The organism is Streptomyces sp. NPDC001157 (assembly GCF_053598255.1).
This window is the reverse complement of sequence record NZ_JBSFJW010000076.1, coordinates 1-11,369: the sequence shown is the minus strand read 5'-3', so window position 1 is coordinate 11,369 and position 11,369 is coordinate 1. Positions and strand designations below refer to the sequence as shown.

The window sequence follows — 11,369 nt, the reverse complement described above, 5'->3', positions numbered from 1 at the left end:
GTCGCCAAGTGCCGGGAGTTGGGGGTGCCCGTGGTGCCCGGTGTCGCCACCGCCACCGAGCTGATGCGCGCCCTCAAGGCGGGCCTCGACACCGTCAAGCTGTTCCCCGCCGAGCCGCTCGGCGGCCTGCGGGCGCTCCGCGCGCTTGCGGCGCCCTTCCCCGGGACGCGCTTCGTGCCGACCGGCGGGATCGACGCCTCCCGCCTGGCCGCCTACCTCGCCGACCCGTCGGTCCTCGCCGTCGGCGGCAGCTGGATGGCCACCGCCGCCCACCTGGAGCGGGGCGACTACGAGGAGATCCGCCGGCTGACCGCCGAGGCGGTGGAGAGGAGCATGACGTGATCGACGTGGTGGCCCTCGGCGAGGTGATGCTGCGCTTCGACCCGGGCGAGGGACGCATCCGGACCGCCCGGACCTTCCAGGTGTGGGAGGGCGGCGGGGAGTACAACGTCGTCCGCGGGCTGCGGCGCTGCTTCGGCCTGCGGACGGCCGTGGTGACCGCGCTCGCCGACAACGCGGTGGGCCGGCTCGTGGAGGACCTGATCCTCCAGGGCGGTGTGGACACCTCGCTGATCCGCTGGGTGCCCGACGACGGCATCGGCCGCACCGCCCGCAACGGCCTCAACTTCGTCGAACGCGGCTACGGCATCCGCGGCGCGCTGGGCGTCAGCGACCGCGCGCACACCGCCGTCTCCCAGCTGCGCAAGGGTGACGTGGACTGGGACGCGGTGTTCTCGGCAGGGGTGCGCTGGTTCCACACCGGCGGCATCTTCGCGGGCTTGTCCGACACCACGGTGGACGTCGCCGACGAGGCCATGGCCGCGGCCCGCCGCCACGGCGTCACCGTCTCCTACGACCCCAACTACCGCCCCAGCCTCTGGGCCGGCCGCGGCGGCGCCGACGCCGCCCGCGAGGCCGACCTGCGGCTCGCCCGGCACGCCGACGTGATCGTGGGCGCACTGGGCCTGGCCGGGACGTACCCGGGACAGACGCGCATCGGGGACGAGGAAGTGGCGGACGCCCTAGCCGAGTTGGCCCGTCTGCTGCCCGCGGCGAAAGTACTGGCCACGACCCTGCGCGGCGTACCGTCGGCCGGCGTCAACGACTGGTCCTCGGCCGCCTGGTCCGCCGAAACCGGCTTCATCGCCGGCCCCCGGATGCCCGGCCTGCAGGTCCTGGACCGCATCGGCTCCGGCGACGCCTTCGCCGCCGGCCTGATCCACGGACTTCTCGACGAAGCCGGCCTGGAGCGCGCCCTGGCCTACGGCACCGCCCATGGCGCGCTCGCCATGACCACGCCCGGAGACGTCTCCATGGCCTCGCTCGCCGAGGTCGAGGCGCTCATCGCGGGCGGGTCGGCCCACGTCAGACGCTGACCGACGCCCGCACCGCCCGTATCCCAGGAGCACGACTTGCACCAGCGGAACATCCAGAACACATCCGTCTCGCTCACCGAGCTCGGCTTCGGGGCCTCCGTGATCGGCAACCTCTACCGCGTCACCCCGGTCGACGACGCGACCGCCGCGATCGACGCCGCCTGGGACGCCGGCATCCGCTACTTCGACACCGCACCGCACTACGGCCTCGGCCTCTCCGAGCGCCGTCTGGGCGCCGGGCTGCGAGACCGTCCGCGCGACGAGTACGTCATCTCCTCCAAGGTCGGCAGACTGCTCGTGCCCAACGAGGAGCCACGCGGAATGGACGCCGAGGGATTCGTCGTACGGGACGACCTGCGCAGACAGTGGGACTTCAGCCGCGACGGCGTACTGCGCTCCATCGAGGACACGCTGCAGCGCACCGGCCTGGACCGGCTGGACGTCGTCTACCTGCACGACCCGGACGACCACTGGCGGCAGGCGGCGGAGGAGGCCATGCCCACGCTCGCGGAGCTGCGCGACCAGGGTGTGATCGGGGCGATCGGCGCCGGGATGAACCAGTCGGCGATGCTCGCCCGCTTCCTGCGTGAGACCGCCGCCGACGTGGTGATGCTGGCCGGGCGCTACACGCTCCTGGACCAGTCGGCGCTGGACGACGTCCTGCCCGCCGCGCGGGACCTCGGCAAGAGCGTGGTGGCGGTGGGCGTGTTCAACTCGGGACTGCTCTCCCGTGACCGGCCCGCCGAGGGCATGAAGTACGACTACCAGGACGCCCCGCCGGCTCTGGTCGACCGTGCCCGGGCGATCGCCGACGTCTGCGCGGCGCACGGGACCAGCCTGCCCGCCGCCGCGATCGCGTTCCCGTACACCCACCCCAGTATCATCAACGTCACCCTCGGCATGCGGACTCCGCAACAGGTCGGACGAAACGTGGAACTCCATGATCAGCACGTCCCGGACGGCCTCTGGGACGATCTGAGCGCGCAGGGGCTGATCAGGTCGGACGTGCTCGCGGGGCACGGTGGAGGGAGGGATGCGCAGTGTCTCTGACGGACAAGGCCATCGAGCAGATCCGTGAGCTGATCCGGACCGGTGCCCTTCCTCCGGGCTCGAAGCTCCCACCCGAGCCGGACCTGGCCGCGCAGCTGGGCCTGTCCCGCAACCTCGCCCGAGAGGCGGTCAAGGCCCTGGCCGTCGCGCGGGTCCTGGAGGTCCGCCGAGGGGACGGCACGTATGTGACCAGCCTCCAGCCGAGCCTGCTCCTGGAGGGGCTCGGCGGTGCGGTGGAGCTGCTGCAGGGCGACTCGGTCGCCCTGCAGGACCTCATGGAGGTACGGCGGCTCCTCGAACCCATGGCCACGGCCCTTGCCGCCACGCGGATCTCCGATGAGCAGCTGGCCGAGGTGAAGCGGCACCTGGACGCCATGCGCGAGGCCCGCGACAACGTCGAACGGCTCAACGCCCACGACGCCGCCTTCCACCGCGCTGTCGTCTCGGCCACGGGCAACGAGACCCTCCTCACCCTCCTGGAAGGGATCTCCGGCCGCACCCTGCGCGCCCGTATCTGGCGCGGTCTGGTCGACGACAAGGCCGCGGCCCGCACCCTCGCCGAACACGAGGCCATCTTCAACGCCCTGTCCACCCGTGACGCCACCCTCAGCCAGGCAGCGGCACTGCTGCACGTGAGCAACACCGAGCAGTGGCTCCGGGAACACCTGCGCTCGGGCGAACCGCTCCCCGTCGGGACGACAGCGGGGAAGTGACGGGCGGCTACAGCCTGCCCGTGCCCGGGGGCATCCGGCGGTCCCCATGTATGTTGCGGACCTCTTGTGGTTAAGGCCTTGATCACTCAACCTGCCGCCGGGGTCCTCGCGATCTCGCCGGTGCCGGCCGTGAGTTCACTTCCGCGCCGTGTGGCAGGCCGGTACACACGCCATGATCGATCCGAATAACCTTCTTCGAGCACGACTTGTACGTGGGGGATGCACGGCCTCACTCAAGCCGGGGGGTGCCCACTGCTGCAGACGATTCGACAGGGAGATGACGATGAGCGTTCTTGACGGGATCCTTGAGGGAGTTCGCGAGGACTTGGAAGAGCGCAAGCGTGCGACGCCGTTGGCGGAGCTGCGCTCCCGGGCAGCTGGCGCGGCACCCGCACTCGACCCGCTGCCCGGATTCCGGGCGCCCGGGGTGTCCATCATCGCCGAGGTCAAGCGAAAGAGCCCCAGCAAGGGGTCGCTGGCAGACATCCCCGACCCCGCATCCCTCGCGGCCCAGTACGCGGCCGGTGGTGCCGCTGCGATCAGCGTGCTCACCGAGCGCAGGCGTTTCGGCGGCTCGCTCGCGGATCTGGACGCCGTACGTGCCCGGGTCGACGTGCCCGTCCTGCGCAAGGATTTCATCGTCGACCCCTATCAGCTGTGGGAGGCCCGCGCGCACGGCGCCGATCTTGCGCTTCTCATGGTCGTGTCCCTGGACGACGGTCAGCTCGCCGACCTGATGGGGCTGTGCAAGGAGTTGGGTCTCACGCCGCTGGTGGAGGCGCACACGGCCGACGAAGTGCGGCGCGCTGTCGCTGCGGGAGCCGAACTCCTCGGCATCAACGCGCGGGACCTGACAACGCTGGATGTGGATCGCACCGTGTTCGCCGACCTCGTGACCGCCATCCCGGAAGGCACGGTCAGGGTCGCGGAATCGGGAGTGACGGGCCCGAAGGACGTGGCGGAGTACCGCGGCTGGGGAGCCGACGTGGTGCTGGTCGGCGAGGCACTGGTCCGCTCGGGCGATCCGCGCACCGCCGTGCGCGAGTTCATCGAGACGGCCGGAGCATAACGGCGTCCGGCTCGGACCGGCACGTCTGGAGCTGGACGAACTCGTAGGCGAGGAAGACCAGGCCGTCACCGATGGTCCTGGTGTCGACCAAGCGCATGGTCTTCTTGCCGATGGCCTCGCCGAAGAAGCGTTCGCCGGTCCCGAGCACGACCGGGAAGACGACCAGCCGCACCTCGTCGACGAGGTCGTGCTCGATCAGCGTGCGCCCGAGCCGATAGCTGGCAGGGACGACGATTTCTCCGTCCAGCTCCTCCTTCAGCTTCGAAACCTCGGTCACGACGTCGCCCTTCAGAACCGTCGTGTTGTTCCAGCCGGGTTCCTCGACGGTCGAGGACACGACGTACTTGGGCATGCTGTTCAACCGGTCCGCCAGCTCGCCGCTCCGGGGCTGCCACCGCACCCCGAAGAACTCGTAGCTTTTGCGACCCAGCAGCCATGCCTCGGCGCGTAGCGCCTCCTCGAGCGCGACCTTGTTCCACTCTTCGAGATCCTTGCCCCCGAACTGGACGAACCAGCCGCCCAGCTCGAAGCCCTCCTGGCCATCCGGGTCCTGGACCACTCCATCGAGCGAGACGTTCTGCGGTCCGCTCATCACGATCTTTCCCATTCCGCTCCTCCTTCGCGTCGCTGTTGTCGTCGGCCACGCAGGTACAGGCGCCGCGCCGCTGGGAAACCGGGCGCCCGCCGACCGCCCAGTTCGCCCCTCGGCCGGCGCCTGTACAGGAGGGAAGTGCGGCAAGATACGGGAGGAAGGTGACGGTGAGGATGGCGGCAGCCGATCTGATCGCAAGGGCGCGGGCCGGGGACGGGCAGGCGTTCCGGGAGCTGACCGAGCCCTACCTTCGAGAGCTGCAGGTTCACTGCTATCGCATGCTCGGATCCTTCGAGGACGCCGAGGACGCCCTCCAGAACACCCTGCTCACCGCCTGGCAGAGCCTCGGCGGGTTCGAGGGACGCGCCTCGCTGCGCACCTGGTTGTACCGGATCGCCACCAATCGGTGTCTCGACGCGCGCCGCGCGGCCAGCCGGCGCCCGGCCAAGGAGTGGGACGTGCCAGGGGTCGAACCGCCCGAGCCGACCCGCCTCGGCGAGGTCGTATGGCTGCAGCCGTTTCCCGGTGCCCTCCTGGAGGGTGCGGTCGAGGTGCCGCTCGGCCCGGAGGCCCGCTACGAGCAGACCGAATCCGTCTCGCTGGCCTTCATCACCGCCCTTCAGGTCCTGCCGCCCCGCCAGCTCGCCGTCCTCGTCCTGCGCGATGTCCTGGGATTCCAGGCGAGCGAGGTGGCCGGGATGCTGGACTCGACCGTCGAATCGGTCAACAGCGCCCTCAAACGAGCGCGCGCCGGCCTGCAGCGCCGCCGACAGTCGACCGCCGACCACCAGCCGCCTCCCGCCGTCGGCTCGCCCGCCGAGGACGCGCTCGTGACGAAGTTCGTCCATGCGTGGGAGTCGGCCGACATGGGTGCGCTGGTGGCCCTCCTGACCGACGACGTCTTCATGTCGATGCCCCCGATGCCCTTCGAATACCAGGGCCGGGACGTCGTGGCCCGCTTCTGCGCCGGCCTGTTCGGCGCCGGCCGCAGGTTCGACCTCGTCCCCTCGCGAGCCAACGGCCAGCCGGCATTCGGGGCCTACCTGCGTAATCCCAACGGCATCAGCCACGGGGTCGGCCTCTACGTCCTCACTCTCACCGGCGATCGGATCTGCGCCATGACCCGATTCGACAACAGCGTGCTCCCATGGTTCGGGCTGCCCCGATCACTCCCCAGTCGATAGTCGGATCATCGACCCTCCACGAGGGAGGACCGCTGCACGACCCCGATCCCGCGGTCCGGCACAAGGCCGCCAAGCGCTGGGGCGACGGGGAGGACAGCCACGTCGCCGTCCGCTGCGACCACCAGCCGGACCCGCGGTATGCCGACGAGGCTTTCCGTATGCGCTTCGCACGCCTGCCCGGTCGTCGCACCGGCACTCTGCTGCCAGACGGGATTGGCAGCGCTGCGCCCCGCTGCATGCAGCGGGGCGCAGCGACCAGGCCTCGAATCAACCGACAGCGTCCCCTGCCCGGATCAGTGGCCTTGGCAGCAGGAACCACCGCGTGCCCGGTCGGCGCCCAGCGTGCCCATGCGCTGCACCGCCTCGGTTCGGGCCCGTCCCGTCTCCGATTCCGCGTCGTGGACCACCCGTCCGGAGACCAGGGTGTAGCGGACCTTGGTGGCGCGGATGTCCTTCTCCGGCACCTTGGTGATGTCCCGGTCGAGGACGATCAGGTCGCCCCGCCGGCCCGGCCGAACGGTTCCCGAGCCGCCGTCGTGCAGCTGGTACGCCGCGCCCGCGGTGTGCATGACCAGCGACTGGGTCCGGGTCAGCGCTTCCCGGATGTCGAGGGGCGGTCGGTTCTCCTCAGGGTTGCTGCGGTCGATCGCGGTGGCGATCTGGGTGAACGGCAGCAGCGGGTCGACCGGCCAGCCCGAGCCACCGGCCAGCCGGGCCCCCGCCTTGGCCAGGCTGTGGGCGGGGTGCAGGCGCGCGTACCGCTCCGGCCCTATGTAGGGCCGCAGCGCGTCGTTCATGAACGCGGAGGGCATCGCCCACTGCAACGCCCTCGAAATGAGTGCTACTCATTTCGGAGCGGTGGTTGGCTCGACGCTTTGATCGGGGCTCGAACCGTCACCATGGCACGACTCCGTTGTCGTCGAACAGTTGGCCGGTGGGGCCGTCGTCGGGCAGAGACGCCAACCGGATGGCGATCGCCGCGCCTTGCGCAGGGGTCTGCGTACCGCTGAACCCGTTGAGGTCGGTGGCCACGTAGCCGGGGCAGGCGTTGTTGATCAGGATGTTGGTGTTGCTCAGCTCCTTGGCGTACTGGATGGTGACGGCGTTGAGGTAGGTCTTCGTCGGCGCGTAGGCCCCGCTGATCCCTCCGAGGTCGACACCGGGCGTGGTCTGCAGGGCAAGAGAGCCGACATGGCTGGACTGGTTGACGATCCGCGGGTGCGCCGAGCGGCGCAGCAGCGGCAGCATCGCGTTGGTGACCCGGATGACGCCGATGACGTTGGTCTCCACCAGTCGCCGCACGGTCTCCAGATCGAGGGTCGTGGGCTCCTCCGGCCAGCCACCCGCGACACCGGCGTTGTTGACCAGGACATCAAGGCGTCCCGCCCGCTCCTCGATCAACTGCGCCGCGGCGGTCACGCTCGCGTCGTCGGTCACGTCCAGGGGAACGCCGAACGCGTCGACACCCGCCGCGACCAGTTTCGCCACGGCGTCCGTCCGGCGTTCCTCGTCCCGGGCGCCGACACCGACGCTCCAGCCCAATGCGCCCAGCCCGGCCGCGATCTCGTACCCGATTCCCTTGTTCGCGCCGGTGACCAGCGCGATCGTCTTCTCACTCATGACAGCGAGCATGGCCGCGCTTCGACCATGCACCAACACCACCCTGGTGACACACTAATACCTGATCGGCATAAATCGAGCGTCCGACGGAGTTACGGTGCATGCATGGAGATACGCGAGCTGCGGTACTTCGTCGCCGTCGCCGAGGAACTGCACTTCGGCAAGGCCGCCGAGCGTCTGGAGATGGCCCAGCCGCCTCTGTCCCGCGCAATCGCCCGGCTCGAACGGCAGCTCGGGGTCACGCTGCTGGAGCGCACCACCCGCAAGGTCACGCTCACCGAGGCCGGGGCCGTGCTGCTGTCCGAGGGGCGTGCGATCCTCAGCGCGGTAGCCGCAGCCGAGCGGCGCACCCGGCAGGCTGCGCAAAGGCGCCCCCGCCTCGTCCTCGCCGTCAAATCCGGCACCGCCGACGAGTTGCTGGCCAAAATGCTCGACGCCTACCGCGCGGAGCCCGGCGCAGCCACCGTCGACCTGCTGCTCTGCGAGGCGCACCAGCAACAGACACTGCTGCGGGACGGGCAGGCCGACGTGGCTCTGCTGCACTTGCCATTCGACTCAACGGCCGGACTCGACACCGAAGTCCTGTACACCGAGGGACAGGTGGCGATCCTGCCCACCTCTCACCCGCTTGCCGGCCGCTCCTGGCTCCGGATGGCCGAAGTCACCGCACTACCGGAACTGCCGATGGCTCGCTGGCCCGATCCCGGCGGCAACTACCCGGAGGGACCAGGGGCAGAGGTTCGGAATCTGACACAGCTCTTCCAGCTGATCGCGCTCGGACGTACCACGGTGATCATTCCCGAATCCGCCTGCACCGACCTGCGCCGGGATCTCACCACCGTGCCGGTCCTGGACGCTCCGCCCGTGACCACGGTGATCGCCTGGCCGTCGCAGAGCCGACTTCGTACCGTCGCCGACCTGATTCGCGTAGCAACTCGCCTTTGACTGAGAGCACCAGTTCGGCGACCTGTCGGCGGACCTGTCACTCCTCCACAGCCGGGGTCGGTACGTGGGCAGGCAGCAGTCCGCATCTCTTGAGCTCAGCCCAGAGCGCGCCGGGGATGGGGTGGTTGACCATAACGGCGGCGTCCCGCACCTCGTCGGCGCTGCGGGTGCCGACCAGGACCGAGGCGACGGTCGGGTGCCCGAAGGGGAACCGGAGCGCTGCGGCGCGCAGCGGGACGCCGTGCCGCTCGCACGCTTCTTTCAACTGCGTTGCCCGGCCGAGGAGTTCGGTGGGGGCTGCGGCGTAGTCGAAGGTGGCGCCGGGCTTCGGGTCAGCGAGCAGGCCGGAGTTGAAGACCCCGCCGACCACCACGCCGACGCCGCGCTCGGCAGCGAGCGGCAGGAGCTCGGCCAGGCCTCGCTGGTCGAGCAGGCTGTAGCGGCCGGCCAGCAGCACGGAGTCGATGTCCGTCTCACGGACGAACCGAGCAGGCAGCTCGGCCTGGTTCATGCCGATGCCGATCGCGCCGAGCACGCCTTCCGCGCGCAGGCGTTCCAGCTCGGGGTAGGCCTCGGTGAGGGCCCATTCGGCGTGGTCGTCCGGGTCGTGCAGGTAGGCGATGTCGATCCGGTCCACGCCCAGCCGCTGGAGGCTGCCCTCCAACGAGCGGCGTACGCCCTCGGCGCTGAAGTCCCAGCGGCGGCGGTGCGTCGCGGGGACCGCGAAGCCGCCGTGGGCCAGGTCGTCACCGGCAAGGGAGTCGGTGGGCTCCAGGAGACGGCCGACCTTGGTGGAGATCGTGTATTCCTCGCGGGGCATCTCACGCAGCACGGCGCCGAGTCGGCGCTCGGAGAGGCCGAGGCCGTAGTGCGGTGCGGTGTCGAAGTACCGGATCCCGCACTGCCAGGCGGCGACCACGGCTTCCTCGGCCTCGGTGTCGGAGACCGGGGTGAACAGATTGCCGATCGCTGCCGCGCCGAAGGCGAGTTCACTGACCCGCACCGGTCCGGGCCCGAGGATGTTCTGGCGCATGGTCATGGCCTCACGTCGGGTCGTAGGCGCAGGCCCGCCATGCCGCCGTCGACCGCGAGGGCGGTGCCGGTGACCGAGGCGGCCGCGGGGGAGGCCAGGTAGACGATGGCGGCGGCCACCTCCTCGGCGGTGATCAGGCGGCCGGTGGGCTGACGGGCGTTCAGAGCGGCCCGTTCCGCGGCCGGATCGGGAGCAGCCTCCAGCAGCCGGCCGACCCACGGGGTGTCGACGGTGCCGGGGTTGACGCAGTTGACCCGGATGCCCTCCCGAACGTGGTCGGCCGCCATGGCGAGGGTGAGCGAGAGCACGGCGCCCTTGCTCGCCGCGTACAGCGCCCGCTGCGGCAGACCGGTGGTGGTGACGATGGAGCCGATGTTGACCACCGACGCGTGGGCGGATCGGCGCAGATACGGCAAGGTGGCCCGGGTGGCCCGGACGACCCCGAGCAGGTTGACGTCCAGGACGCGGTGCCACTCCTCGTCCGGGTTGTCCTCGATGCTGCCGATCGCACCGATGCCGGCGTTGTTGACCAGGATGTCGATCCCGCCGAGTGCCGAGGCCGCGGCGTCGACCGCCGCACGCACGGAGGTGTCGTCGCAGACGTCGGCGGTGAAGCCCCGTAGCGGCTCTTTCAGCGACGCGGGGTCGAGGTCGAGGACGGCGACCCGCGCGCCGCGCTCCGCGAGCAGGGACGCGGTGGCGAGGCCGATCCCGGAGGCGCCTCCAGTGACGAGTGCCGTGAGTCCTTCGAGGTCTGTCGTCCTCATGCCTGCGACTCCTCTCGGCGCATCAGTTCTGCCCTTCACGCGTTGACGAAGGTCTGGCGCTGAGTGCCGAGGCCGTCGATGGACAGCTCGACCGTGTCGCCCTCGCGCAAGTACGGGGTGCCGGGCAGGCCGAGGGCCACGCCGGCCGGGGTGCCGGTGTTGATGACGTCGCCGGGGCGCAGCACCATGTACTGGCTGAGGTACCAGACCAGGTACCCGACCTCGAAGATCATGTTCTTGGTGTGGCCGGCCTGCCTCGTCTCACCGTTGACGGCCAGCCGCAGGCCGAGCGCCTGCGGGTCGGCCACCTCGTCCGGCGTCACCAGCCAGGGCCCCATCGGGTTGAAGGTCTCACAGGACTTCCCGAGGTCCCACTGCCCCGAGTACTCCAGCTGGAACTCGCGCTCGGAGACGTCGTGGCTGATGGTGTATCCGCCGATGCACGCCGCTGCCTCGTCCGGGCTCGCCAGGTAGCGGGCCTCACGGCCGATCACGACCGCGAGCTCCACCTCCCAGTCGGTCTTCACCGAGCCGCGCGGGATCAGCACCTGGTCGTACGGGCCGACGACGGTCGCCGGGTCCTTCATGAACACCACCGGCCGCTCGGGGACGACCGCACCTGTCTCCGCCGCGTGATCGCGGTAGTTGAGGCCGACGCACACCACCTTGCCCGGTCGTGTGACGGGCGCGCCGATGCGCAGCCCGGCCGGGTCGAGCTCGGGCAACTGTCCGGCGGCCAGTGCTGCCGCGGCTCTGTCGGTCCCGCCGGTGGCGAGGAACGCCCCGTCGATGTCGGCGGTCAGCTCCGCGAGGGCGAACATGCGTCCGTCCTCGCCGAGGACCGCCGGGATTTCCTCTCCCGTTGCCCCGATCCGAAGCAGTTTCATATGGACTCCTGGTTCAAGCTGTTGCAGGCGGTGCGGCCGATGCCGTGGCCGGGTATCCAGCGGATCAGTGAGATGTCGACGCCGCCCTGGAGGATCAGGTCCTCGACGAGCCGGCCCACCACGTTTTGGCGAT

12 protein-coding genes and 2 pseudogenes are annotated in these 11,369 nt (G+C 70.3%); 7 read left to right on the top strand and 7 right to left on the bottom strand.

Going from position 1 to position 11,369, the window contains the following annotated elements; translation table 11 throughout:
* From ACWDAG_RS47415 to trpC, 5 genes and pseudogenes are all read left to right on the top strand, one after another.
* A pseudogene (locus ACWDAG_RS47415) lies at window positions 1-342 on the top strand (keto-deoxy-phosphogluconate aldolase); the annotation flags it as partial.
* On the top strand, window positions 339-1,376 hold the full coding sequence (locus ACWDAG_RS47410; RefSeq protein ID WP_450701811.1) for a PfkB family carbohydrate kinase: 1,038 nt from the start codon (window positions 339-341) through the stop codon (window positions 1,374-1,376). The pseudogene ACWDAG_RS47415 and the gene ACWDAG_RS47410, both read left to right, overlap by 4 nt.
* Before the next feature lie 36 nt (window positions 1,377-1,412).
* On the top strand, window positions 1,413-2,426 hold the full coding sequence (locus ACWDAG_RS47405; RefSeq protein ID WP_450701810.1) for an aldo/keto reductase: 1,014 nt from the start codon (window positions 1,413-1,415) through the stop codon (window positions 2,424-2,426).
* Window positions 2,417-3,139, top strand: a complete 723-nt coding sequence (locus tag ACWDAG_RS47400; protein WP_450701809.1) for a FadR/GntR family transcriptional regulator — start codon at window positions 2,417-2,419, stop codon at window positions 3,137-3,139. The genes ACWDAG_RS47405 and ACWDAG_RS47400 overlap by 10 nt, the downstream gene beginning before the upstream one ends.
* 283 nt (window positions 3,140-3,422) lie before the next feature.
* Window positions 3,423-4,208: an indole-3-glycerol phosphate synthase TrpC gene (gene trpC / locus ACWDAG_RS47395; RefSeq protein WP_450701808.1), complete on the top strand. Its 786-nt coding sequence runs from the start codon at window positions 3,423-3,425 to the stop codon at window positions 4,206-4,208.
* On the opposite strand, the gene ACWDAG_RS47390 is transcribed toward trpC, so the two are convergent.
* The gene (locus ACWDAG_RS47390; RefSeq protein ID WP_450701807.1) at window positions 4,186-4,815 is read right to left on the bottom strand and encodes a dihydrofolate reductase family protein; all 630 of its coding nucleotides are present in this window, start codon (window positions 4,813-4,815) and stop codon (window positions 4,186-4,188) included. The two genes, trpC and ACWDAG_RS47390, sit on opposite strands and share 23 nt — an antisense overlap.
* A 158-nt stretch (window positions 4,816-4,973) precedes the next feature.
* On the opposite strand from ACWDAG_RS47390, the gene ACWDAG_RS47385 reads away from it, so the two are divergent.
* Window positions 4,974-5,984, top strand: coding sequence for a sigma-70 family RNA polymerase sigma factor (locus tag ACWDAG_RS47385; RefSeq protein WP_450701806.1), 1,011 nt, complete (start codon window positions 4,974-4,976; stop codon window positions 5,982-5,984).
* A gap of 293 nt (window positions 5,985-6,277) precedes the next feature.
* Here the strand turns inward: ACWDAG_RS47385 and ACWDAG_RS47380 are convergent, their stop codons facing one another.
* Window positions 6,278-6,808 (bottom strand): amidohydrolase family protein, encoded by a 531-nt coding sequence (locus ACWDAG_RS47380; protein ID WP_450701805.1) that lies wholly within the window; start codon window positions 6,806-6,808, stop codon window positions 6,278-6,280.
* A gap of 70 nt (window positions 6,809-6,878) precedes the next feature.
* Complete coding sequence (locus ACWDAG_RS47375) at window positions 6,879-7,616, bottom strand: SDR family oxidoreductase (RefSeq protein ID WP_450701804.1); 738 nt, start codon at window positions 7,614-7,616, stop codon at window positions 6,879-6,881.
* 93 nt (window positions 7,617-7,709) lie between these two features.
* Between ACWDAG_RS47375 and ACWDAG_RS47370 the strand changes: the two genes are divergently transcribed.
* Window positions 7,710-8,549 carry a LysR family transcriptional regulator gene (locus ACWDAG_RS47370; RefSeq protein ID WP_450701803.1) on the top strand — a complete coding sequence of 280 codons (840 nt, stop codon included), beginning with the start codon at window positions 7,710-7,712 and terminating at the stop codon, window positions 8,547-8,549.
* 37 nt (window positions 8,550-8,586) lie between these two features.
* Here the strand turns inward: ACWDAG_RS47370 and ACWDAG_RS47365 are convergent, their stop codons facing one another.
* The 4 genes and pseudogenes from ACWDAG_RS47365 to ACWDAG_RS47350 form a co-directional block, all read right to left on the bottom strand.
* Entirely contained in the window at window positions 8,587-9,582 is a 996-nt protein-coding gene (locus tag ACWDAG_RS47365) for an aldo/keto reductase (RefSeq protein ID WP_450701812.1), read from the bottom strand.
* Window positions 9,583-9,584: 2 nt separating this feature from the next.
* Complete coding sequence (locus ACWDAG_RS47360) at window positions 9,585-10,349, bottom strand: SDR family NAD(P)-dependent oxidoreductase (RefSeq protein WP_450701802.1); 765 nt, start codon at window positions 10,347-10,349, stop codon at window positions 9,585-9,587.
* Window positions 10,350-10,384: 35 nt separating this feature from the next.
* The gene (locus tag ACWDAG_RS47355) at window positions 10,385-11,236 is read right to left on the bottom strand and encodes a fumarylacetoacetate hydrolase family protein (RefSeq protein WP_450701801.1); all 852 of its coding nucleotides are present in this window, start codon (window positions 11,234-11,236) and stop codon (window positions 10,385-10,387) included.
* Window positions 11,237-11,247: 11 nt separating this feature from the next.
* A pseudogene (locus ACWDAG_RS47350) lies at window positions 11,248-11,369 on the bottom strand (sugar kinase); the annotation flags it as partial.